The organism is Bacillus sp. ISL-75 (genome assembly GCF_018613095.1).
The window spans coordinates 130,053-152,374 of sequence record NZ_JAGGQX010000062.1 but is presented as its reverse complement, the minus strand read 5'-3'; the positions used below and the strand labels follow the sequence as shown (position 1 = coordinate 152,374).

The 22,322-nt window shown below is 38.8% G+C and carries 26 protein-coding genes and 1 pseudogene; 11 read left to right on the top strand and 16 right to left on the bottom strand.

Translation table 11 applies throughout. The annotated features are described in order from the left end of the window. Positions 1-67: 67 nt before the first annotated feature. Both J7E63_RS23780 and J7E63_RS23775 read right to left on the bottom strand, forming a co-directional pair. On the bottom strand, positions 68-556 hold the full coding sequence (locus J7E63_RS23780; protein WP_215017045.1) for a hypothetical protein: 489 nt from the start codon (positions 554-556) through the stop codon (positions 68-70). Between the two features lie 126 nt (positions 557-682). After that, positions 683-910, bottom strand: a complete 228-nt coding sequence (locus J7E63_RS23775; RefSeq protein WP_215017043.1) for a hypothetical protein — start codon at positions 908-910, stop codon at positions 683-685. A 259-nt stretch (positions 911-1,169) separates the two neighbouring features. Between J7E63_RS23775 and J7E63_RS23770 the strand changes: the two genes are divergently transcribed. Both J7E63_RS23770 and J7E63_RS23765 read left to right on the top strand, forming a co-directional pair. Then, positions 1,170-1,694: a DinB family protein gene (locus J7E63_RS23770; protein ID WP_215017041.1), complete on the top strand. Its 525-nt coding sequence runs from the start codon at positions 1,170-1,172 to the stop codon at positions 1,692-1,694. A gap of 235 nt (positions 1,695-1,929) precedes the next feature. Further along, on the top strand, positions 1,930-2,355 hold the full coding sequence (locus J7E63_RS23765; protein WP_215017039.1) for a VOC family protein: 426 nt from the start codon (positions 1,930-1,932) through the stop codon (positions 2,353-2,355). Between the two features lie 79 nt (positions 2,356-2,434). Here the strand turns inward: J7E63_RS23765 and J7E63_RS23760 are convergent, their stop codons facing one another. From J7E63_RS23760 to J7E63_RS23745, 4 genes are all read right to left on the bottom strand, one after another. Beyond that, positions 2,435-2,827: a VOC family protein gene (locus J7E63_RS23760; RefSeq protein ID WP_215017037.1), complete on the bottom strand. Its 393-nt coding sequence runs from the start codon at positions 2,825-2,827 to the stop codon at positions 2,435-2,437. Between the two features lie 214 nt (positions 2,828-3,041). Next, on the bottom strand, positions 3,042-3,647 hold the full coding sequence (locus tag J7E63_RS23755) for an exonuclease domain-containing protein (protein ID WP_215017035.1): 606 nt from the start codon (positions 3,645-3,647) through the stop codon (positions 3,042-3,044). 345 nt (positions 3,648-3,992) lie between these two features. Further along, positions 3,993-4,565 carry a TetR/AcrR family transcriptional regulator gene (locus tag J7E63_RS23750; protein WP_215017033.1) on the bottom strand — a complete coding sequence of 191 codons (573 nt, stop codon included), beginning with the start codon at positions 4,563-4,565 and terminating at the stop codon, positions 3,993-3,995. Between the two features lie 12 nt (positions 4,566-4,577). Continuing rightward, the gene (locus J7E63_RS23745; protein WP_215017031.1) at positions 4,578-5,285 is read right to left on the bottom strand and encodes an MBL fold metallo-hydrolase; all 708 of its coding nucleotides are present in this window, start codon (positions 5,283-5,285) and stop codon (positions 4,578-4,580) included. Positions 5,286-5,476: 191 nt separating this feature from the next. Between J7E63_RS23745 and J7E63_RS23740 the strand changes: the two genes are divergently transcribed. The 5 genes from J7E63_RS23740 (at position 5,477) to J7E63_RS23720 (ending at position 7,860) form a co-directional block, all read left to right on the top strand. After that, complete coding sequence (locus J7E63_RS23740) at positions 5,477-5,800, top strand: ArsR/SmtB family transcription factor (RefSeq protein ID WP_210427106.1); 324 nt, start codon at positions 5,477-5,479, stop codon at positions 5,798-5,800. Next, positions 5,784-6,239 carry an SRPBCC family protein gene (locus J7E63_RS23735; protein WP_215017029.1) on the top strand — a complete coding sequence of 152 codons (456 nt, stop codon included), beginning with the start codon at positions 5,784-5,786 and terminating at the stop codon, positions 6,237-6,239. Before J7E63_RS23740 ends, J7E63_RS23735 begins: the two co-directional genes overlap by 17 nt. 56 nt (positions 6,240-6,295) lie before the next feature. Next, positions 6,296-6,685: an SRPBCC family protein gene (locus tag J7E63_RS23730; protein ID WP_215017027.1), complete on the top strand. Its 390-nt coding sequence runs from the start codon at positions 6,296-6,298 to the stop codon at positions 6,683-6,685. 98 nt (positions 6,686-6,783) lie between these two features. Then, positions 6,784-7,005: a hypothetical protein gene (locus J7E63_RS23725; RefSeq protein ID WP_215017025.1), complete on the top strand. Its 222-nt coding sequence runs from the start codon at positions 6,784-6,786 to the stop codon at positions 7,003-7,005. Between the two features lie 345 nt (positions 7,006-7,350). Continuing rightward, a complete protein-coding gene (locus tag J7E63_RS23720; RefSeq protein WP_215017023.1) occupies positions 7,351-7,860 on the top strand; it encodes a DoxX family membrane protein in 510 nt (169 codons plus the stop codon). A gap of 61 nt (positions 7,861-7,921) precedes the next feature. Here the strand turns inward: J7E63_RS23720 and J7E63_RS23715 are convergent, their stop codons facing one another. The 5 genes from J7E63_RS23715 to J7E63_RS23695 all read right to left on the bottom strand — a co-directional run bounded on the left by J7E63_RS23715 (position 7,922) and on the right by J7E63_RS23695 (position 14,387). Next, positions 7,922-8,143: a hypothetical protein gene (locus tag J7E63_RS23715; protein WP_215017022.1), complete on the bottom strand. Its 222-nt coding sequence runs from the start codon at positions 8,141-8,143 to the stop codon at positions 7,922-7,924. A gap of 176 nt (positions 8,144-8,319) precedes the next feature. Continuing rightward, positions 8,320-9,516: a class I SAM-dependent rRNA methyltransferase gene (locus J7E63_RS23710; RefSeq protein ID WP_215017020.1), complete on the bottom strand. Its 1,197-nt coding sequence runs from the start codon at positions 9,514-9,516 to the stop codon at positions 8,320-8,322. Between the two features lie 575 nt (positions 9,517-10,091). Next, entirely contained in the window at positions 10,092-11,723 is a 1,632-nt protein-coding gene (locus J7E63_RS23705) for a M4 family metallopeptidase (protein WP_215017018.1), read from the bottom strand. A 450-nt stretch (positions 11,724-12,173) separates the two neighbouring features. Next, entirely contained in the window at positions 12,174-13,418 is a 1,245-nt protein-coding gene (locus J7E63_RS23700) for an MFS transporter (protein WP_215017016.1), read from the bottom strand. Positions 13,419-13,703: 285 nt separating this feature from the next. Next, positions 13,704-14,387 (bottom strand): AlkZ-related protein, encoded by a 684-nt coding sequence (locus J7E63_RS23695; RefSeq protein WP_374193786.1) that lies wholly within the window; start codon positions 14,385-14,387, stop codon positions 13,704-13,706. A gap of 149 nt (positions 14,388-14,536) precedes the next feature. On the opposite strand from J7E63_RS23695, the gene J7E63_RS23690 reads away from it, so the two are divergent. Then, the gene (locus J7E63_RS23690; protein ID WP_215017012.1) at positions 14,537-15,886 is read left to right on the top strand and encodes an FAD-dependent oxidoreductase; all 1,350 of its coding nucleotides are present in this window, start codon (positions 14,537-14,539) and stop codon (positions 15,884-15,886) included. A 61-nt stretch (positions 15,887-15,947) separates the two neighbouring features. On the opposite strand, the gene J7E63_RS23685 is transcribed toward J7E63_RS23690, so the two are convergent. Continuing rightward, the gene (locus tag J7E63_RS23685) at positions 15,948-16,403 is read right to left on the bottom strand and encodes a DUF2269 family protein (protein ID WP_215017010.1); all 456 of its coding nucleotides are present in this window, start codon (positions 16,401-16,403) and stop codon (positions 15,948-15,950) included. A 156-nt stretch (positions 16,404-16,559) separates the two neighbouring features. Here J7E63_RS23685 and J7E63_RS23680 point away from each other — a divergent pair, with 156 nt between their 5' ends. Then, positions 16,560-16,787 (top strand): hypothetical protein, encoded by a 228-nt coding sequence (locus J7E63_RS23680; RefSeq protein WP_088085616.1) that lies wholly within the window; start codon positions 16,560-16,562, stop codon positions 16,785-16,787. 93 nt (positions 16,788-16,880) lie between these two features. Here J7E63_RS23680 and J7E63_RS23675 read toward each other — a convergent pair whose 3' ends face one another. From J7E63_RS23675 to J7E63_RS23660, 4 genes and pseudogenes are all read right to left on the bottom strand, one after another. Then, positions 16,881-18,299, bottom strand: coding sequence for a tetratricopeptide repeat protein (locus J7E63_RS23675; protein WP_215017008.1), 1,419 nt, complete (start codon positions 18,297-18,299; stop codon positions 16,881-16,883). Positions 18,300-18,473: 174 nt separating this feature from the next. After that, positions 18,474-19,013 (bottom strand): HD domain-containing protein, encoded by a 540-nt coding sequence (locus J7E63_RS23670; RefSeq protein ID WP_215017112.1) that lies wholly within the window; start codon positions 19,011-19,013, stop codon positions 18,474-18,476. A 63-nt stretch (positions 19,014-19,076) separates the two neighbouring features. Next, positions 19,077-19,571: pseudogene (locus J7E63_RS23665) on the bottom strand (GNAT family N-acetyltransferase); the annotation flags it as partial. Positions 19,572-19,737: 166 nt separating this feature from the next. After that, the gene (locus tag J7E63_RS23660) at positions 19,738-20,742 is read right to left on the bottom strand and encodes a DUF3231 family protein (protein WP_215017006.1); all 1,005 of its coding nucleotides are present in this window, start codon (positions 20,740-20,742) and stop codon (positions 19,738-19,740) included. A 152-nt stretch (positions 20,743-20,894) separates the two neighbouring features. Between J7E63_RS23660 and J7E63_RS23655 the strand changes: the two genes are divergently transcribed. Next, positions 20,895-21,236 (top strand): DUF3889 domain-containing protein, encoded by a 342-nt coding sequence (locus tag J7E63_RS23655; protein WP_215017004.1) that lies wholly within the window; start codon positions 20,895-20,897, stop codon positions 21,234-21,236. 218 nt (positions 21,237-21,454) lie between these two features. Next, positions 21,455-22,309 (top strand): hypothetical protein, encoded by an 855-nt coding sequence (locus J7E63_RS23650; protein WP_215017002.1) that lies wholly within the window; start codon positions 21,455-21,457, stop codon positions 22,307-22,309. The last annotated feature ends 13 nt before the right edge of the window (positions 22,310-22,322 follow it).

Here is a 22,322-nt window from a genome sequence, read left to right as displayed (position 1 = left end):
ATTAAAGGGATTTAATAATTCATAATAAAAATACCACAAGTTAGATGCTAACTTGTGGCGGCTCTATTTACGAAAATAATTTTTGAAGAAGGGATTTAGGTTTTTTCCTCAACTTATCCACTGAGTTCTGAATCCCGTACATGATCACTGATTTACTCATAAATAAAATAACCATTTGGAATGGTCTTAATCTAACAAACGAGGCAATTCCCAATCTTTTTAAAATAAACATCCCAGGATAGGCAAATAGAGTATCTAAAAATAAATTTAAAAAGAGGTAACGAATAAAATTACCAAAAGTGAATTTTAATATCCATAAGGATCCTACAAAAAATGGACCCACCATGAATGGCATTTCGCCAATTGCATTAGGAATGAGTTTTTCATAAATTCGCCACCACACTCTTTTTTTGGCGATAATACTTTCAACTGCTACCCAGACAACAATAAATAAGGCCCCTGGATAAAAGCGCTTTATGGTTAGCTTCCCTAAGAACGGCACTGTCAACCAAGGTAATAACATCATTAAGAGCAAAATCATTTTATTCTTTCTCATCTATATGCCATTCCTTTTTTCTTTTTAGAATGCGCAAATTGGAAGAATTTATTTATTAATTATACAAAAAAAGGTACTTTTTCCACCTAATTTTGATTTGAAAAATGGATAATTAAAAATGAGTAACTATTTTTTTGTATAATAAGCAAGTCCAAACAATAGCAGAGGCAGCAGACCAGCGAATCTAAACCATCCCTCCGCATCGCCAACATAGAGCGAAATGGTTGGTATCGCAAGGGCAATCCCACTCCACAAAAAGGCTTTCCATGATTTTTTCCAAAGACCCCTAACAAAAAGCAGAACGGATGCTCCAATTAATAGCCAATAGACGATTCCTACCAAGAAAAAATCCATTAAATCTCCCCCTGTAAAAATATTTTTTATCCATTTATAATATGTCTTATTCACCAAATGGTCCTTTTACTATAGGAAATGTGCTTTACTCGGCTTATTTTTTAAAATGCCGGTCATGTAGTTATGAATATTATGATAGGATTATTCTATGCTAGTCCACCTTATGGATTTTCTTTTTAAAAAACGAATAATATCTTTGCTTTCCCTCATACCATTAGGATGAGGACTGATGTCATGAGATTAGAAGGGAGAAAATGAAATGCTGCAACGTCCTTTAGCAAGTGAGTACCCAGAATACTATAAACCTTATGTGAATCTAGTTCCTGAGGGTAATCTATTAACACTTTTGAAAGAGCATTTGGTCAAAACGATTGAGCTTTTTGAGTCGCTTTCGGAAGAAGATGGCCACTTTCGCTATGCCGAAAATAAATGGAGCATCAAAGAAGTACTTGGCCATATGGCAGACACTGAAAGAATTATGAGCTACCGGCTTCTCCGTGTTGGACGGGGAGACCAGACTGCTTTGGCTGGTTTTAACGAGAATGATTATGTCCAAGGTTCGCAAATTAATAAATTACCAATAAAAAATATTCTCGAAGACTTTATTGCCATTAGAAAAGCTACCCTTTCCTTAATTCAAAACATGCCGGAAGAGGCTTGGGCAAACATTGGCTTTGCCAATAACACTGAAGTCACGGCCCGTGCCATAGGCTACATTATCGCAGGTCACGCCCTCCATCATTATCAAATTATTAATGAGAGATACGTTTCTTTATTGAAATAAGCCTTGGCATAGAAGTGAAAATGGTGTCAGGCACCACGATTAAAAGCCCGTGAGTTTAGTTTTAGCTCATGGGTTTTTATTGATTTTGGTAAAAATTCACTTGCGAACATTTGTTCTTTGTTTTATAATCAAAATATCGGTAATAATAAGAAGTGAGCATCTCTTAGGGGATTGGCTGGCTTATTTCCTATCGAGGATAGCAAAAAAATACTTTTAAACCGAGGAGAGATTTATTATGACATTACGTTTGATTCCCTATTTAGTGATGGATGGAAATGCGAAGGAAGCGATTCAATTTTACGAAAAGGCTCTGGATGCACAGGTTCTTTTTTCTCAATCTTTCGGTGAAATGCCAGAAAACCCTGAATTTCCATTACCTGCAGATGCCAAGGATCGTGTAAGTCACGCGACGATCAAAGTGGGAGAAACAGAAGTAATGTTTTCTGATACGTTCCCAGGGCAGCCACATCAAAGCGGAAATCAAGTGACTATCTGTATTTCAACGAACGACGCGGACCAGGCGCATAAATTTTTCGAAGCCTTACAGCAAGGTGGTCAAGTGAATATGCCTCTTCAGGAGACGTTTTTCAGCCCAGCTTATGGTAGTCTAACAGATAAGTTCGGTGTGAACTTTCAAATCTTCACTGAGGGTCGACAATAGGACTTTTACATACGAGATGCACGCAAAAAAGCCCGGTCCAAATGCGACTGGGCTTTTTCTATGTACGTCCATTAATTTATTATTGTAGATTAAGTTGCCATGAAACACCGAATTTATCAACTACCCAGCCAAACTTTTTGCTAAAACCATAATTATCTAACGGCATTAATAAGCCGCCACCACTAGACAAATTTTCATATAGTCTATTTATTTCCTCTTCAGTATCACAGGTGATATAAATAGAGAATGATGGTGTAAATGTAAATTCATGTTTTATATTACTATCAATGCACATGAATTCCTGACCTTTGAGTGTAAAGGCTGCATGCATAACACTTCCCTCTTCCCCAGGTCCGTTTGCCCCATAACGAGTAATTCTGATTATTTCTGAATCCTCAATCAAAGAAATGTAGTAATTCATTGCTTCTTCCGCGTTTCCTTGAAACATTAAGAATGGTGTAACTTTTGACATTATTCTCATCCTCCTTTTTGATTGGTGACCAATTTCACCGTTACATCAGCATATCTGTCGCCAATAGCCCTGATTGGAGACACTTTTCATTTTTTTTATTTTGTCGCCAATTGTCCAGAACTAACAAAACCTTATCTTTGATTTCTTCCTAGTAAGAGTTCTTACCATTATTGATAATCTAGTAAAAAAACTAATCAATGCTTGATTAGTTTTTTTAACCCATTTTAGTTCGCGAAACGGCTGGCTGATATTTTCTCATCGGGGCTTTTTCTAGAACTTCTTGCAGATAGAGGTTTCCATTCGGACTTGTTTTCTTGAGTAACTCTAACAAGTATGTAATATCATCTAGAGCTCTATGTGTTTGGTAATTTGTGATGTTATGTGCTTGTAATAGGGTTAATAGTTTCCCATTTGGAAAGCCGTAATTTTTCCAAGGGATGTTTCTCATTGTGCAATACCACTTCAGGTCGTTGACTTCCGGATACATGTGATAAAGAAAACTTCGGTCAAAAGAAGCATTATGGGCAAAGACCGAATCGGCACGATGGAAATAGGTTTTTATTTTTACATCATAAAAGCTTTTCCCTTGAACTAACTCGTAAGGGATTCCGTGAACTCGATAGGCTGTGTCATAATTATTTCTTGCTGCACGGGAAATCGGCTCACGCAAAAAGGAGTCTTCATCAATAATATCGATAACTTCTCCGGTATCTGTTCGATAGGAAAATAACTTTAATGCGAGCTCGATGACTTCATCCTTGGTAGGACCTAAACCGGTTGTCTCCACATCTAATACTAAACCCAATTTTTCTGACCTCATCTAAATGATCATCCCTTAATACTAAACTTTATCCCATTATACCAAAGCTTGCCATAGGACTCTATCTCCAAAATGTACCTTCAAGTGAATTCTACAGGAGAGGAACCTTAGAGAGTGACCGTGACCGATATTTTTCGATGAGTTCGGGCACTGTGATCCTCTCTTAGTGACCGTGACCGATACTTTTCGATGAGTACGGGCACTTCGATCCTCTCAGAGTGACCGTGACCGATTTTTTTCGATGAGTACGGGCACTGTGGTCCTCTCTTAGTTACTGTCCTCGGCTTTTTTCCTCCAGCATGGGCACTACAAGACCTGCCATCTATGCTAAATTAGTAAAATCTTTTAGTCCTCCTGCCCAATCCCAGCAAGAAATGCCTTAATAATAATCATAAGACTTTCATTCAAATCCAACGACATCTTGAACCCGCCTTTTTGCTCTAGAGCAGAAAATCCATGTAAAATACTACGTAAGCCCCGGACAGCATGCAAAGCACGCTCCCCTTCTAAATGATATGCCTGCAAAACGCGGACGGAAAGGTCAACGATTTTCGCCCCTGCTTGCTGCACATCCACATCTTCCGGGTCAGGGGCAAGTAAGGTTGCCTCATAAATCCCTGGGTGCTTTCGGGAAAAATCCACATAGGCCTGGCTAACCGCCAGCACAGCTTCGGTGCCTGACACCTCAATTGCTGCATCTGCCATCACTTCATAAAGCTTATCGATTCCGTAAATCGCCAATTTCTTTCTTAATCCAGTGAGTCCATCAAAATGATTATATAAAGAAGGAGAACGTATCCCCAGCTTCTTTGCTAAGTTGGCCAAAGTAACTTCCTGCACACCATATTGGTCGGCAATCTCTCCTGCTGCTTCGATAATAAAAGATATTTCGAGACCGAATTTTGGTCTTGGTGACATAATAATTACTCCCTATCCTATTTTTCGTTCCAGATTTTTGATTGCATGCTCCATTGAGTTTACAGGATTTATCACGATCTCTCCGTGGCCGACTGCAAGCAATTCAGGCCGATAACTCACTAATTTCCGGGCACTGGACAAGGCGGTTTCCTTACTCCACGTACCAAAAGCCGGGAATGGAAACCAAGCTCTAATATCCCCTGCAACAGCCATTCCACCTCGTGTTTGAAAGGAATCACCTGCAATTAACGCCTTTGTCCGCAAATCTAAAAATGACATGGAACCTGGTGTATGTCCTGGCGTTTCGATCGCTGTTAACGAACCAATCAGGTCGCCTTCCTTCAATAATAGATTGGCCCGCGTTTTTAATTTTTTCGGTACACCGCCTTTAATCGGGTTTTGTGCCTCCTGAGGATCAAGCGATCGATCGCCATTCATTAGTCTGTTGTCTCGCTTCGAAATATAAACCGGTACATCTGGCAGGATTTCTTTTATTGCATCCAACGCCCCGACATGGTCTTCATGCGCATGCGTCAACACAATTTTGGTGATCGGCTTTCCAATTGATTCAGCCGCCTTCATAATGCCTTTGGCACAAAAGCCAAGCGCTGCATCAATTAACGTTAACCCGTCCTCTTCCTCCACCAAATAGCAGTTGACCGGGAAAACATTCGCCATGAATGTAACTTGATACAAGTACCCATTTTTGATCATCCTCATAGTGCACATCCCCTTAAACTAATATCATTAGTTTTATATTAACTAATACCGTTAGTTTTATCAAGTTCTTTTTTGGAAAAAATTACAATCCTCTTATGAATTCATATATTCATCTTTTTTGCCAAAAGATACTAACATGACTAGCACTTAATTAAGTTGACACTTAATTAAGTGTATGCTAAAATAACGATATGATTGAAAAAGTCCTTCATGCATTAGCAGAACCTAGACGTCGAGATATACTCTATCTCGTTCGTGATGGAGAAATGACCTCCAGCGCGATTGCCTCACATTTTGACATTTCAGCTCCAGCAGTTTCTCAGCATCTCAAAGTTCTCGAACAATCCGGCCTAGTTATAGTTCGGAGAGACGGAACGAAACGGTACTACGGGATAAGAAGGGACGGTTTTTCTGAATTAAAGCAGTATATTGACCGTTTTTGGGATGATAGTTTACTTCGTTTGAAAGAAGCTGCCGAAGAGGAAGAAAGGAGAAAAAATGAATCAGACCAATAATGAAATTATCACAAAAGAAATATTTATTGAAGCCCGCCCGGAAACATTATTTTCGTTCTTTACTGATGCGGACAAAATGGTTCGCTGGATGGGGAGACATATCCTGCTCGAACCAAAAATCGGTGGTAAATATCGAATTGATGTGAATGGCAGCGATATTGCCATGGGCGAATATGTAGAAATTGTTCCTTATGAAAAAATCGTCATGTCTTGGGGTTGGGAAAAATCAAAGCTCGTGCCACCTGGTTCAAGTAAGGTCGAATTCAAACTGACTCCGAAAGAAAATGGCACAAATTTAGTTTTAACTCATTATGACTTGCCAGTTGAAGAAATCCCATCGCACCAACAAGGATGGTCCCATTACATGCCGCGCATTAAAGATTTTGCAGAAGGCAATGATCCGGGTGTAGACCCATGGTCCGAAATGGCCATGCATTAATTTTTATAAAAAATAAATAACCTTTTCTATTGAATAATATATTGGAGGAATAAAAAATGACTAAAACAATTCATCAAGAAGTAGTTTTCAATGCCAGTCCTGGACTTATATATGAAGCACTTACAGATTCGAAACAATTCAGCAAAATGACGGGAGGTGCACCTACAGAAATCAGTCCCGAAGCTGGTGGTACTTTTTCTTGTTTTGGCGGCATGATTCTTGGGAGAAACATTGAGCTTGTTCCAGGTGTGCGAATTGTACAAGCTTGGCGAGTAGCGAACTGGCCAGAGGGTGTTTACTCTATTGCTAGGTTTGAGCTAGAAGAACAAGAATCAAAAACCCTTTTGGTTTTCGACCACATTGGTTTTCCTGAGGCTGAAGGAGAACATCTTGCAGCAGGATGGGGAGCGAATTACTGGAACCCATTAGAAAAATATCTAGGATAAGGTACATTTTACGTAAAATGCTTGGAGCGTATCCAAGCATTTTTTTACTATATGACACTTGGTCTGATGGACAAAACTCGTTAGAAGGGCTGGGGGATTTGTCCTTCAGACCGTCGATGATGGACAAATCTCGTTGGAAGGGCGGGGGATTTGTCCTTCAGAAAGCCGATGATGGACAAATCTCGTTGGAAGGGCTGGAGGATTTGTCCTTCAGACCGCCGATAATGGACAAATCTCGTTGGAAGGGCGGGGGATTTGTCCTTCAGACCGTCGATGATGGACAAATCTCGTTAGAAGGACTGGAGATTTGTCCTTCATAACGCCGATGATGGACAAATCTCGTGGGAAACCCGGAGATTTGTCCTTCATAACACCGATGATGGACAAATCTCGTTGGGAAACCCGGAGATTTGTCCTTCATAACGCCGATGATGGACAAATCTCGCCGGGAAACCCGGGGAGCTGCCCTTCATAACGCCGATGACGACCAAAACTCACGAGTGTATGGGAAAAAGATCTTGTTCGTTTGAAATTTGTTCAAATCTTTTTTACAAATATGTGAAATAGTGAACAATCCACCCTAATTTCAAAATAAGTTTGGTATAGTAATAATGTAGTTAGCACAAACAAACAACTAAAAAATAAATTAACAAGGAGTGTTTCACATGGTAGTAAATTGGTTAAGAGAAAACAAAGTTGCCGCTGGAATTTTAACAGTTCTTCGCTTATATATGGGGTATTCTTGGATTACAGCTGGGTTCCACAAATTATCAGGCGGTTTCGATGCTTCTGGCTATCTTAAAGGGGCAATCGCTAATCCAGTGAAAGGTCCAGACGGCGCGATGGTTTATGGCTGGTATGTTGATTTCTTAAAGCATTTCGCCTTACCAAACGTTGATATTTTTAACACGATCGTCCCTCTGGGAGAATTCTTAATCGGACTTGGTCTTATTCTTGGATGCTTAACAACTGCTGCTATGTTCTTTGGACTTGTAATGAACTTTTCATTTTTCTTAGCAGGAACCGTATCACATATTCCAACAGATCTTTTCCTAGGTGCAATTATTCTTTTCTCAGGCTACAACGCTGGTCGCATCGGTCTTGACCGTTGGGTTATCCCATTCATTCGCAACACAGCATTTAAAGGGAATAAAACTGTAAAACATAATGTTTAATCCAAACAAAAAGCGACGCAGTCTTGGTCATCCTACCAGATTGCGTCGCTTTTTTTTAATACTAAAAGCTTTTATCTTCTTTTAAACTTTCTTTGTTCATATACCAATTGGTTACCTGTGTAAGGATGGCAAACATGAAAAAGAAATTCATAGCCCAGACATTAATAAACGGAGCCACCCCGCCAAATTCAATCGTTTCAAGACCTTTTAGCTTCATCACAATCATCGACTCGATAAAAATAAGCACAAAACCAACAACACCAGCAATAGCCGCTCTAATCATATCGTTTCCCCCAGAAATGATTTTTTTTATTTATGTAAGTTAAGGAAGTAGCATTTTTGACAATTTCGTGAACATCTTCCCTCTATTATATTGCAAAAATGGGATTTACAACACCCTGGAAAATAAAAAAAGGCCCTCCCCCACATTTCATTGCATGAGGGTGTCAGGCACCATTCTTATCTTATTTTTTTAATAAATACTACCTTCAAGTAGTCCCCTTCTGGAAATTCTTTGACGGTTTTGAAATCGACGGGAAGTGAAAATTCTTCCAATTCTTTGTAGCGGCTGCCAGATTCTTTAAAGGCAGCATCGATAAAGCTCTTGAATTTATCCATCCCAAAAGCACTGCTGTTTGTGGATGCAACAATGGTTCCGTTGTCCGCAGTTATGGCAATCGCTTCGATTAGAAGATTCTTGTAGTCCTTTTCCGCACTAAAGACAAATTTCTTTGACCGGGCAAAGCTCGGCGGATCAAGGATGACCATATCAAACTTCAGCTGTTTCTTGACTGCATATTTAAAGTACTTGAATACATCCTCAACAATAATTGCTTGTGTTTCATGGTCCACTCCATTTACACTAAACTGCTCAATCGTTTTACTCTTACTCCGATTGGCTAGGTCTACACTTGTTGTTTTCGTTGCTCCCCCTAGAGCTGCAAACACGGAAAAAGCTCCCGTATAAGAGAATGTATTTAAAACTGTCTTACCGTTTGCATACACATCTCGGATTGTGCGCCTTACATCCCGTTGGTCTAAAAACACCCCGACCATGGCGCTTTCATTTAAATATATCGCAAAGTTGACGCCATTTTCTTTGACAATAAGCGGGAAATGACCTCTTTCACCTGCGACAAAGTCATCTTCCTCGATGTATTGCCCTTTTTCATCAAAACGTTTTTTCTGATAAATCCCCTGGAATTCAACCAGTTCCTTTAAAGCTTGAATGATATAGTCTCGAAAATGATAGATACCCTTGCTGTACCAAGTTAACAGATAATAACCAGCAAAGTAATCAATCGTCAAACCACCGATTCCATCACCTTCACCATTAAACACTCGAAACGCGGTAGTTTCTGAACTTTGATAAAATGATTCCCTTTCCTTAATCGCTTCTTTTAACATTTTCTCAAAAAAACGTTGATTAAAAGAATCATTTTCTTTTCTGCTCAACACCCAGCCAAGGCCCTTATTTTGCTTACCATAATAGCCTTTGGCAATAAATATATTTCTTTCGTCGACCAATTTAACAATGGACCCCTCTTCTACGAGGTCGTTCACATTTATGATGGCTTCCTTAGAAATAAGAGGATAGCCGCTTTTAAATTTATTTACAAACTTTGCTTTTACCTTAAGACTGACTTCTTTATTCATCGTGTCATCCCATCTGTTTTTTATCCTATATAAATATTTTAGACAATATCTTGACTTACGAATCAACTGGAGAGCAATAACGTTATCATAACATTAATTCTGCTTGTTCTAAAACAAAAACCGCCACTAATCTAGTAGCAGTTGTGATCATTATTCTTGTAATCCTTAAATGGGCGCAGGCCTTTATAAAATACACAGGTCAGTTGAAATCTTCACAACTTCCACACAACTTCACTATAAGTTCTACATATCTTTTTCTTATGATAAAGACAAGTTAATATGGAAATGGTTCAAACAACTCATTTCTTAAAACTTCCCATAATTTTGATTGGTGCTGACACCAATCTATTTTTTTTGCCCTTTGGCCCATCTTCACAACTTCCACACAAGTTCCACCTAAGTTCTACACATGTTTTATTTATGATAAAGGTAACTTAATTAGGAAATGGTTCGAAGAGCTCATTTCTTAAAACTTCCCATTTTGGATTGGTGCCTGACACCAATCTATTTTTTTTGCCCATAAAAATGTCAGCCATCACATTATGTGACGGCTGACATTGAAAATAGTTAATGGTCTAGTTTACTCCCACTTGTGTCCAAGCAGATTTAACGGCATTGTACTGTGTGCTGCTTGAGCCATACAAATCAGCTGCTGCAGCAAGAAGAGCCGCGCGTGCGTCGCTAAAATCACTTTGTGGAGCTAAATAAACGGTGAGTGCTCGATAGTAGATTTTTTCAGCGACAGCTGTACCCAGACTTGAAATCGTTAAATAGGCTGCTTTATTGGGAATCCCGCTGTTCGTGTGAACTCCTCCATTATCCGAAGTAGTATTCACGTAGCCGCTCATATTCTCCGGTTGCCCATAAAGACCAGGGTTTGAAAGACTGCGAAGAGCATCGCCAGCTTTATTCGGCGTGTACACATCCTCACCCATTAAGTAATCCCCTTTATCAAGGAATACTCCGAACGTATCAGAAATGGACTCATTTAATGCACCTGACTGATACTGATACTCTAACCCAGCTGTTCTTTCTGTTACTGCATGTGTTAATTCATGGGCTACGACATCAAGCGCACCTGACAATGAACGGAAGGTAATTCCATCTCCATCTCCATATACCATTTGCGAACCATTCCAGAACGCATTGTTGTAATTCCTGCCATAGTGGACGGTTGAGCGAAGAGTCGCTCCGTTATTATCAAAACTGTTTCTATTAAACGTATTTTTATAATAATCATAGACGACACCCGCATAGTAGTGGGCATCTACATCGGCTCGCTGTGACGTTGCGTTAAAATTATTGTCAGGGTCAACAGAATAATTTCCAGGTAACCGGGATCTATTTAACGCCGTTCTTGTTTCTATGACACCCGTCATTGGCTTAGTGATATCATATAAATAGTACGTACCGCTTGAATAGTATGTATTAAGCGTTTTCGTATCTCCTAGAACACCGACCCCAGTGCCATCAGCTACTGCATTATAGGAATTTAAAATGTTACCATTTATGGCATCAACATAAACGACCCAGTTTGCAGGATATGGCTGAATAAATTGCAGATTTGTTTTGTAAGCCAGATTAAATTCATTACCATTTTTATAAACAACTAGTTCCGCCTTTTCAACGGTATCTTCTATTTTTTTGCCAGTAGGACCTGCTTCAGCATTCGTGATGGTTTCCTCTTTGGTTACTTTTATAGATTTCCAAGACTGATCAAGGGCAGTTTCCTTGGATAGTTGTGCTTTCAGGGCCCCTTTGAAATAAGAAGATGCTTCTGGGAACACATCACCATTGACTGCTGTAACGATTCCATTTTTATCGGTATGGACCTTAAACTTCGCCCCATCCACCGGAATCCCCTGAATCGATTGAATAAAATTATAGTGAGTGCTGCCTAGCCCGTCCGTCTCAACATTGAGTAATGTTAAATCTTTAGCTGTATCTAACTGATAAAGTGCCTTATTTTCTTTTAAAAATTGCTTAATCCCATCTATGTCTTTATAAACTTTGGTCGATAGTTTCCCATGGACAAAAGATGGTACCGTTTGTCCTTTCTTCCAGTTGACCTTTGCATCCTTACCAAACTGCGACGCGTCTTTCTTAACCGTAACATTGTAAGGAATTGTCTCCGCCGCAACTGTAATCGGTAGTACAGACCCCATCGTTAATCCCAAAGCTAGTACAAGTGAAGTTCTCTTTTTCATCTCCAACCGCCTCCTAATGATCATTCTGTACGAATTTTCAAAATAATCATAACACGATGAATCTTTTAGGATAATTGGGAAAAAGTGTGGGACATGGTGTCAGGCACCACGGATATATCATCTATTCTAATAAAAATCCCAACGCTAAGTTCATTTTTGCGTTGGGAAAATTTATTCGATTATTTTTGGAGGAATAAACGGTGAAATCCTGATGGTCCAAAAGGTTCAATTTTAAACGAATTATCGACTCCTATGGCGGGAAAATTTCCATAAAGAGTAATCCAAATGAGGGAACTCAAGTAGTAATTACACTTCCATTAGTAATCGACGAAAATAGTGACTAAAAAATCTTAGGCTTCCACTACGTTTTTTTTGTGGAAGAAAGAAGCAGATGGCACTGGCGATTTTTTGCAAAAAAAGCTGCTCTAAAAAACAGAGCAGCTTTAAAACTTATACTTCCTCACTCTTCTTCAATACACTAACCGAACGCTTGAAGAGTGGAATGAGGATAATTACACCCACTATAAAGAGTAGGGCTGACGCTTCGTACATCGCGACAAGCGAAGTTGTTTTCTTCAGCCATCCGCTCGCACTCATGGTAACGACCATGGTCCCCATAAACATCGGGTTTAAAATGCCATTGACTCGACCAATAAAAGCTTCATCTGTATTTTTCAAAATCATCGTATTAATTCCAATGTGAATACAAGGCATAAACAAGCCGCTAATAAATTGCGCGGTCAATGTCAGCCATAACTGCTCTGATAGCCCCATTACAAAAAATCCAAGAGCACTTGCGCTCATTCCAATTGCAAGCAAGATTTGCGGAGGAGTCTTTTTCGCTAACCCCATCGTGAGACCACCGCCTAAAATCATCCCTGCCCCAAACGCTGCCATCAACCATTGCAGCATCTCTTTAGGTAAACCAAGTTGTTCCGTAATGAGGAAAACGGAAAGTGGCTGCGTTAGCCCCAGTCCTAAACCTGCTGCTGCAAAACAGCCACCCAGCAAAGTCAGTGCCCGGCTGTTCCAAACATAACGGAAGCCTTCCTTCATTTCTTCCATAAGTGTGGTTTTTACAGCATTTTCTTCGCTTTCCCGGTCAGGAGGAAGCATAAATAGAATCGCTGCCGATAGCATAAAGGCAATACCCATAATGGCAATCGCTGCACTAATGCCGTAATGCTGGTAAATAAAAGTACCGATAATCGGCCCTAAAATCATAAACAAAGCAAACACCGTTTGGTACATCGACATACCCATTTGAATAAGTTCTTCCTTTACATGAAGCTTGAACAGTTTCATTCCAGAAGGCTGGGAAAACTGTGAAAGAATCGATGATACAAGTGTGGCGAAGAAAATAACTTTCCAGCCCCCAAATACTAGTGTTAACAATACAATAAAGATAGACAGCGCGCTGAGGAAGTCACACCATATCATTGTCCGTTTCGGGCGCCATCTGTCTGCAAAGGTGCCTCCAATAAAGGAAAATAGAAAAATAGGCGCGAATTCTGCTACAGAAATAAGCGATACCGCAACCGGATCTTCATTTGTCTGCTCAATAACAAATAACAATATGGAGTAGTTACGTACCCAAATACCGATTTGTAAAAATAATGTCGAGAGTAAGATGGTGCGTATCACTCGATTTCTAAATAAGTCCCCCATGGAAATGTTTGACTTTGTTTCTTCCATAAAAAAACCTCCTTATCCATTTATCTGGACAGGAGGTACTTTACAACAAAAGGGCACAGTACACCAAGTACGTTCAACTCCCTTTTGTCTATAAAAGCCCGCACTAACCCTATCCAGAAATATGTTCGTATGATGATCCGAATTTTTTTCTTTTAATAGGTTTAGTGAATCATTGGCTTTATGGTCACCCTTTCGAATATCGTAGTTTCCATACTACTTTATTCTACGCTAACAATCAAGAGCGAAGTTTGTCATAATATGTATATCAATGAAATTCACCTAAACCTACAGCTTAAAAATCTTTACGAATGCTTTCATGGACTCGGGACTGCATAACTGCGCAAAATGGTTTTTCAGCTCATGTTTTGCTTCGTCCATTTCTATTTTTCTTTGATCCACGTGGTTATTTTTTGACCAAAAGGCAAGTGTTTCGAAGGATGTACTGCTCCAGCCGTTTTTCTCGCCCGAAACGTTCGTTTTCTCCTTTGTCCCTGAAACAACAATATCCATAGACCCCTGTAATTCCAACAATGCGTTATCAAACGCCTTTTTCTTTTCTTTGTCTTTCATGCCTGCTTTGGCTCTTAATACTCTTGTGTCTATGCCTTCTTCCTCACTAATCAAAGTAAATAATTCTAAGGCTTCTCTAGAAACAAGACCGTCATTGTAACGTTTAGCCACTAAATACTGTGACCCCATTATCGCACTTACTAATGGGAGGAACTCACGGGAGATTAAAACTGATTTCTTCTTAACAAACTTTCCATAGGCTGCCACACCATCAACAGGGAACTGCGCCCTCCATAACCATGGGTCAAATTCTGAACCCGAATACCAATGTTCTTTGGATGTAATGCTATCAAGCGAAGGATAGTGAGGAATTAGTGGCGACAATGGAAGTAAACCAACTTCCTTAACGACCTTGACTGCTTCCTCATATGTACTAATTTTATAATCTATCAAACACACCAATCTCCCTCTAATCCGATTTTCTCTTTACTCCCCTATTAGTTTAGGTAAATCCTCCACATTCTAAACTCATAGGAACCATAAAAAAATGATATAATACTAACCATTAATTATATCGTGCAAATAGTATTATCGGAGGTTTGCTAGGAATGTCAACAACAAATAGGTTTTTAGGAGAAAAAGCACTGGTTATCGGCGGAAGCATTGCTGGGTTGTTGGCAGCGCGTATTTTGTCCGATTTCTTCAAAGAAGTGTTAATTATAGAAAAGGACCAAAAGCGCGAAAAACATTTAACCAGAACCGGAGTGCCACAAGGGTCACATGGCCATGCCCTTTTAAAAAGTGGTGAGGAGATTCTCACTGAACTTTTTCCAGGGATTATCGATGAACTGATCGCAGATGGCTCAGTAAAATCAGATTTCACCAGTGAGCTTGCTTGGAACCATCATGGGAGCTGGAAGGTGAAATATCATGCCGGGATATCAATTATCCAGCAAAGCAGACCCTTCCTTGAATGGCATATCCAGCGCAGGCTCGATATGATTCCAAATATAAGCTTTTTATATGGTGCCACAGCGAAAAGAATGCTGATAAATAGTGATTCGACCAGTATCATAGGAGTAGAAATTCAAAAGGATGGAGAAGCAGCCATTCCACTTAACGCTGATTTGGTTGTGGATGCTACTGGGGCTGGGTCAAATTCAACTAATTGGCTCAGACAATTAGGTTTCGATGCCCCCCAAAAAACCGAAGTAAAAGTAAACCTTTTCTATGCCAGTCGCATCTATAGCTCGCTTTCTTCCAAAAATAAAGACTGGGGTAATTTATTGGTTTACCCTAATCCGCCTAGACAGAATCGTGGAGGGAGTATTTCCCCAATTGAAAATCAGCGCTGGATGGTGACATTACTTGGTTATGGTGTGGATTCACCCCCAAGCACGGAAGAGGAATTTATAAACTATGCCAAAAGCCTTGAACAACCAGATGTATATGAAGCAATTAAAAATGGAACACCTGAGACGGATGTCAGTGTTTATCGGTTTCCAGCCTTACGCCGCTTTCATTATGAGAAGCTACAACGTTTCCCAAATGGACTAATTGTTATTGGGGATGCCTTTTGTCGTATTGATCCTGTTTTTGGACAGGGGATGAGCATCGCTGCACTTGAGGCGATTGCTCTGAAAAAGGAACTTCAAAAAGCGTTAAATAAAAATAAGCTTTCACAAATTTCGAAAAATACTCATCGAAGCTTCAGTAAAATCATAGATGTCCCATGGTTAATCGCTTTAACTGAAGACTTTCGCTTCACCCATACCGACGGTGCAAAACCGTTTGGCCTGCCATTACTGAAGTGGTATGTAAAACGAGTGATTTTAGCCTGTGAAAGCAATCAAAAGGTATACGGAAAGCTAATCAATGTTCTTCAACTAAAAGCCCATCCGATTAGCTTATTCTCATCTTCCACGTTAAAAGCAGTCCTATTCCAAGTTAAGCGGTAAACTTAAAAGGTGTCAGGCACCGTTCGTGGACATTTGTCTACGAGTGGTGCCTGACACCTTTTTAGAATGGCTTGAAAATCATCAGGGCGATGATGATAAGAAAGATCACATTTTCAAGGTTTTCAAATCGAAAAAGAACTTTTGATAAGCTCCAATATTCTTCGGGAATTTCTTCTCCTTTGTGCGACGCTAATAGGGCTTTAACTGGTTTTGACCTAGGTGATAAAACGAGTGGTCCAATTGCTAGTGCAGCCAAAAAGAGAAAGAGACTGGTTACAAACCATCCCATCCGAAACAGGCTCGGATTGATGATCCCCATGCTCAACCCTGTGATTAATAAAAGCGTGCCGCCGACCATTACAAATATATGTAACTTATGTCTAATCCTATAGGAATGTCTTAATTCGGTCATGTTCTTCCCAGATTTGACCACTGTCGTTAATATGAAACCTGGTCCCATCCCCAAGATGGCTGAAAAAATATGTATACATACAAGGATTTTATAGAAAGTAATCAATTGCTGCCAACCTCCATTCGCTCCCATCCCCATTTTATCATATTCTTATTTACTATATTAAAGTGAAATATAGTAGTTTTTGTGGCTACCATTGAATAAACATATTTTTAAAGTTAACCCTATTTACATACAATAAAGATACAAAGGAGCATAGCCGTGAAACCTTATGAAATATTTAATATGATTATTGATGAGGAAGCTTATGACCAGGAAGAAGTGACAGCTGATTTTACATACGAAGATCAAGATTATAGTATTACCTTTAAAAAAGGAGACCTTGAACTAGTAAATGCTTGGGTTTTTAAAAATGGCACATCCCTGCCTGCGAATTTATCAGAGAATATTATCGAACGAATAAGAGAGGATGTTAAAAACAGAATTTAGTTTTTATGATTAAAGGTATAGTAACCACAAAAGGTCATCAGAAGTCTACTCTGATGACCTTAGCTTATGCGACTAGTTAAGCGGATGATGGTGTCATCCAGTTTCTTGATTACTTTTTAATTGAGCGAAAATTTTTTGATAGGCTGAAGCCTCTTTTACCATCCCTTTAGATTGATACATTTTGCTGATTTTTCGTACGGGAGAAGGATTTTGCGGCTGCAGCTCCATTTCCCAGAAGAAGCAATCGATCGCTTGATCGAATTGTTTAAACTCCGCATAATAATCACCCAATTCCATCATCCGATCAGGATCCTCTATTAAATTTACCATTTCACTAATTTTTCTAATCACATCTAAATCCGGGATTACCTTTTGAATAGGGATAAGTTTTTCATGAACAGTTTTAAGATCATACTCCTTAAGAAGGATTTCAGCAAATTGAAACACCTTTTGTTCAAATTGCTTGGTCTTTTCAGCATGTGGCAGGTGCTGCAACATTTTAATAAATTCGTCTAAATGTCCTATGACAAAGCTCGGTTCAGAATTTTCCCATATTAAAAGGAGTATAGCATCGTAGGAGGCGGGCATTTCATCGATAAAATCTAATATGCATAAGGCAGCTTTCTCATAATTACCGTCTTTAAGCATTTTTTCGACTATAGATTTTGAATCAGGCAGCGCATGAAACGGATTGATGTTGAGTTGAGCTAATATCAGCATCCATTCTTCCATTGTCACAAAGCGTAACGCAATGCTCGTATACTTTTCAATGGATTTAGTTTCTTTGGATTTCCCTGCATTTTCTAACCATAGCAATAACTCAACTAAATCATCGTGTTTACTCACTATTTCCTCTAATAATATTCGTTCATCTGGATTGGTTCGATTCTTGAAGCAATGTAATTCAACATATAGAGGGTCCTTCAATTGGATTATAGGTAAACTCGAGGAATGGTAAAAATGGTTGTATGAACTAAATTCGAGAGAGGCCAAACGTTCTTGTGCAGATTTTAATGTCGGTGCAAAATCAGCTAACATTTGAATGATTTGAAAGGATTTCATAAATTTCCCGTTTCTTCTAAAGTGGAAGAAAACTTTGTCGATGATCTTGATCAGCTGTTCTTTTTGAAAAAACGAGTCAAGTGTTGTCAGAATGTAGACCATTTCCTGAAGTGAATAATGGATTTGTAATTGAGAAAAAAGGGTATTTTTATTCGGAATAGTGTTGTTTACGTGGGGAATTAATGCGCTTAAGAGCGGATGTGGGGATTCAATAATAATACCTTCATGAAATGCCTTATCTATAAATGTTCCTTTTTCAATCTGATCAAGCTTCTCCCCATATATAAGGGCATTTTTATAATAAATAAGATAATATCTTTCCTGGTCAGCTGTCATAACCTCGATTACTTTGCTGCGTGCAAATACAGCTGCCCTTATTATATTACCCTTTACATTATGTTTTTTATCTTTTATCGACATTTCAGTTGGCATAAATAGTTTTTTATCCATTCACCTTTGCCCCCTATCATAATATACACTTATTAAAGTAATTTACTTTTGTGACTTTATTATAACATGAGTATCCCCATAGCTGAAGCTAGGGGTTTTACGCTGCTATTTGATAATCGAAAAAAAGAGTTCCTTTACCAAGGTCCTCTCCTTCCGATTCGAGTCTTACCGACATTATTTTTTAAAAAGCAGATTTACTTCAACTTCTAATTCCTTTTGTAATGGGAAGGTTGACTTGTGACCGAGACTGTCAACAATATTTGTGTAGTACCACGCTTGCTGTTCTTTGCCGGCGTTAAATATGTTCCACACAACATCTCCCTGCTGCTCATAATCCTTTATGATGGAGCGAATGTTATGTAATTTATCGGCACAGGCAACCACACGAATTTCCTCTGATGCTGTCTTTAAAAACTCAATCGTATGTTCCTTTCGCTCCTTCCAGGGAAGCGATTTATCGGGTTCAGAACATCCTTCCACAATGCTAGCAATTCTTGGTCCAAATTCCCGTTCAATATCTTTCAAAGTAAGTTCTGTATCTTCAACTGTATCATGCAAAATTCCCGCTGCGATGATGTCATCATCGTACCCTGCTTTCATTAACATCATTCCGACTGTAACCGGGTGCGTGATATAAGGGATGTCGGTATTCTTTCTGCATTGGTTTCGATGACTTTTACTCGCTACCTGAAGCGCTTTTTCAACAATACTCATTTTCGGATCCCTCTTTTTCACGTTATATAATAGGGTCGAATCTCCCTTCACCGATTTCAAATGCAGAACCATATGTTCATCATTATAATGAATTCCGTTCACTTTTAGGGCATTTTCTTCAAATCCATACACTTTAAAACCTAATTGGGTATAAAGATTTTTCGCCTTTTCATTGCTTGCGATCACTGATAAATTAATTTTTTCAATCTCTTCCATCGTTTTAGCTTTATTGATCGCCTCTACCATTAATGCCTTACCTACGCCTTGTCCTTGTTTCTTGGGCGTGACATACATCGCAAAAATATTTGCTCGATGCCGTATTTTCTCGGCACTTTCTTGAAGTAAGGTGACTACTCCGATTAGTTCTTCATCATCAAATGCACCAAACGTAAAGTTTCCTTCAGTGGTAAAGTTACGGGCAACTTGCTCAATGGGATTTTCTCTTTTTATGGCATCCTCATAACTTGTTAAAAATGCCTCCGGATTTTGCTTAAGTGCTTCTAGTCTCAACTTCCAATACCTCTCTGCATCAGATGTATCTAATAATTTAATGTTCAAAATGATCCCCCTTTAATCCATTTTGTGTTTCTCTATTTACCTGAAAATTTCCCCACTACAAATTGCTTCTCTTATTAATTCTATGAATATAATTCCATTCCTGTTTATTGCTCAGAAAACGTAAAAAGCCGAGATATCATCTTCATCTTGGCTTTTAGGTCCTAAATTATTTTTCTTTGGCAATTTCTGTTCTATTAGGGGCAAGCGGCGGCTGCTCCAACCACTTATTTTGTTCCATTATGTTAAACCATTTTTTGGTTACGTACAAATTTTTTAGAATAATGGTTTCATACGCTGCAACAAGATCTGATCTCATGGCAGATGCTAAACCTGTCCCGTGATAGGCTTGCGCAACTTGTGCCAAGAAACCTATATGATACATCATTAACTTATCGGAAAAAGGAGACACTGTTGAAGTGGTCACTTCCGTTTCCATGGAACGAGGAACTGGTAATTGATCTGCCTGCAGGATTTTTGTAAAGGTTGCGATATGCTGCTCAGCCGTGTTTTGCGACTTTGTCATAAACTTCCTTACTTCTGTTGATTGAGCAACCTGACTAAATCCAACACAAAGGGCTTTACTCATAATGCTTTTCTTTAGGTTTAAAAAAATACTAATGATTTCGGTGGATGCTAAACTTCTCCCTTTTCCAAAAAATCCATCGATGAAATCTTTGCTGGAGATAAACTCAGGGTTCACGGCAGGATAAATATAAGGGTCTCGCTGGAAATGCCCTTTCTCGAGCAACAGCTCAACGGTTTGGTGGTACATCCTATTCCCATCATTTAAACTTGAATCGAAAAAATGGCGTAAATCTGCTCTGACAGAAACACTTAAGGATGTGGAATGACCTATAAGCCCATGCAGGGTCATGATATGTAAGTAATTTAAGCAAAATATATCAGTAAATAATCTCTTTGCACCTTTATTGATATCATATTCAGTAAATCCAATCGGAACCGGAAAGCCCTCACTCTCAAAAAAAGCAGCGGCTTGTTTCTTTTGTCCACCGAAGGTCTGAATGGCATCCTCAAAAAGGGCCTTTATTGATTGATCTTCAATAATGGAGACCATATATCTATTTACCACGTCAGTCATCGTTCCATTTATATAATGTCCCCAAAGTGAACCTATTTCGGAAGCTGTGAGTCTTAAATTTCCCTTATCCATATTTTCGCCACCTCAATTGTATTATTTACCAAATGAGCGAGGGTTATGAATTATTTTGTGTTTAAGGTTAACAAATTCAATGATTTACAAAAACCTACATAAGTTATTACTCGAAATGAAATGATATAAGCAAAAACAAAGAGGGTAATTACGTGAAAAAGATCCTGATTAGTTTATATATAAGCTTACTTTTCATCTCGGTAAGTGTACATCCTCTGACCTCAATTCATAAAGTAAGTGCACAACACAAACCGATTCCCTCCTATGCCAAGTGGGGTACATTAGCACTAAAAAAAACTCATGAAAAATATCCGCATGCAAAAATAATTGATTATCTCCACATTGGAAGAACGAGTGGACCACAAACCTCCACCGAAAGGTTCAAGCTTTGGTTAAAAGAAAACAATAGGGAATTCGGCGTTTTCATCAATATCGAATTTAATAAGGAGACCGAAAAGGTCCTTAAAATAACTTTTGAGGAGACAACAAGGTAATTCCTTTTGAAGGTGTACCTAAAACGGCTAGTAAGAGAAGATTCTACAGGAATTTGGACGGTTGTCGGCTATGACCGGTTTGATAATCAATAATATTCATGATCAAAAAACCACTAAGAATTTTCTCTTTAGTGGTTTTTTACATGTTGGTAGGAATTGCATAATTTCCATTCTTAGGAACAAACTAAATTAATCCAGCTATTATCGGAGTGAATGTTATGCATAATTCATATTGGTATTATGCTTTACTGGTTCTCAGCACTAGTTTATTTTGTTTTATACTATTCAAAAAAAGAAATACGCAAACTCTATTCCTATTATTAACCATGATTGGTATGGGATTTATTATTGAGACCATCATCTTTAATTTCTTAGCATGCTATGAATACGACCCTAATTTTATCCAGCATAATACTTTCTATGACAACAATTTGGGGGCATTTGTCTCAAATGCCTTTTCTTTACCCATCGTTGCCACCTTAATAGCAACGTTTCATTTAGGTTGGATTTGGATGGTTTTATTTTCTGGATTATTTGTCGAGATTGAATGGTTATTTTTAAAGCTCCATATCTATTCCCATAATTGGTGGAGGTTAGCGTATACGGGACTGGGGCTCCCTTTTTATTTTGCTACAGCTAAGATTTATTATAAATGGATTTTACGACCCTCCAAAGGGCTCAAGCATAATTGGATGCTTTATTTAATTATTGGCTCTATATCTTGCAGTGCCCATATACTTCCTATCATCTTTTTCTCGAATCGAATATACACTCCTGGGTGGTTTGAAGATTCTGGGAGGGACTCGATTGCCTTAGCGGCCATTTTCTATTTATGTGCTAGTCTGTTTTATTGTCTAATGTGTGACCTTCAATGGAAAATAAAGTGGGGCAAATATATCTTAGCAGGATTACTTATGTATGCGGTGGACCAAGTTCTGGTCCGCTTTGGAATCCTCCATAGTTTGGTATGGTGGGACCAGCCGTACTATGTGGGTCTATCTTTATTACTTACCCTTATTACGGGGATTGTTAATAAAAGATTGTTTAGGGTCCCCTATAAAGAGCAAGCATAAAAAAGCTGTAAAT

What these genes read in the sequence shown, in the direction of transcription:
- J7E63_RS23780 (WP_215017045.1), bottom strand. Translation starts at nt 556, where the DNA reads ATGAGAAAGAATAAAATGATTTTGCTCTTAATGATGTTATTACCTTGG.
- J7E63_RS23775 (WP_215017043.1), bottom strand. Translation starts at nt 910, where the DNA reads ATGGATTTTTTCTTGGTAGGAATCGTCTATTGGCTATTAATTGGAGCA.
- J7E63_RS23770 (WP_215017041.1), top strand. Translation starts at nt 1,170, where the DNA reads ATGCTGCAACGTCCTTTAGCAAGTGAGTACCCAGAATACTATAAACCT.
- J7E63_RS23765 (WP_215017039.1), top strand. Translation starts at nt 1,930, where the DNA reads ATGACATTACGTTTGATTCCCTATTTAGTGATGGATGGAAATGCGAAG.
- J7E63_RS23760 (WP_215017037.1), bottom strand. Translation starts at nt 2,827, where the DNA reads ATGTCAAAAGTTACACCATTCTTAATGTTTCAAGGAAACGCGGAAGAA.
- J7E63_RS23755 (WP_215017035.1), bottom strand. Translation starts at nt 3,647, where the DNA reads ATGAGGTCAGAAAAATTGGGTTTAGTATTAGATGTGGAGACAACCGGT.
- J7E63_RS23750 (WP_215017033.1), bottom strand. Translation starts at nt 4,565, where the DNA reads ATGTCACCAAGACCAAAATTCGGTCTCGAAATATCTTTTATTATCGAA.
- J7E63_RS23745 (WP_215017031.1), bottom strand. Translation starts at nt 5,285, where the DNA reads ATGAGGATGATCAAAAATGGGTACTTGTATCAAGTTACATTCATGGCG.
- J7E63_RS23740 (WP_210427106.1), top strand. Translation starts at nt 5,477, where the DNA reads ATGATTGAAAAAGTCCTTCATGCATTAGCAGAACCTAGACGTCGAGAT.
- J7E63_RS23735 (WP_215017029.1), top strand. Translation starts at nt 5,784, where the DNA reads ATGAATCAGACCAATAATGAAATTATCACAAAAGAAATATTTATTGAA.
- J7E63_RS23730 (WP_215017027.1), top strand. Translation starts at nt 6,296, where the DNA reads ATGACTAAAACAATTCATCAAGAAGTAGTTTTCAATGCCAGTCCTGGA.
- J7E63_RS23720 (WP_215017023.1), top strand. Translation starts at nt 7,351, where the DNA reads ATGGTAGTAAATTGGTTAAGAGAAAACAAAGTTGCCGCTGGAATTTTA.
- J7E63_RS23715 (WP_215017022.1), bottom strand. Translation starts at nt 8,143, where the DNA reads ATGATTAGAGCGGCTATTGCTGGTGTTGTTGGTTTTGTGCTTATTTTT.
- J7E63_RS23710 (WP_215017020.1), bottom strand. Translation starts at nt 9,516, where the DNA reads ATGAATAAAGAAGTCAGTCTTAAGGTAAAAGCAAAGTTTGTAAATAAA.
- J7E63_RS23705 (WP_215017018.1), bottom strand. Translation starts at nt 11,723, where the DNA reads ATGAAAAAGAGAACTTCACTTGTACTAGCTTTGGGATTAACGATGGGG.
- J7E63_RS23700 (WP_215017016.1), bottom strand. Translation starts at nt 13,418, where the DNA reads ATGGAAGAAACAAAGTCAAACATTTCCATGGGGGACTTATTTAGAAAT.
- J7E63_RS23690 (WP_215017012.1), top strand. Translation starts at nt 14,537, where the DNA reads ATGTCAACAACAAATAGGTTTTTAGGAGAAAAAGCACTGGTTATCGGC.
- J7E63_RS23675 (WP_215017008.1), bottom strand. Translation starts at nt 18,299, where the DNA reads ATGGATAAAAAACTATTTATGCCAACTGAAATGTCGATAAAAGATAAA.
- J7E63_RS23670 (WP_215017112.1), bottom strand. Translation starts at nt 19,013, where the DNA reads ATGAGTATTGTTGAAAAAGCGCTTCAGGTAGCGAGTAAAAGTCATCGA.
- J7E63_RS23660 (WP_215017006.1), bottom strand. Translation starts at nt 20,742, where the DNA reads ATGGATAAGGGAAATTTAAGACTCACAGCTTCCGAAATAGGTTCACTT.
- J7E63_RS23650 (WP_215017002.1), top strand. Translation starts at nt 21,455, where the DNA reads ATGCATAATTCATATTGGTATTATGCTTTACTGGTTCTCAGCACTAGT.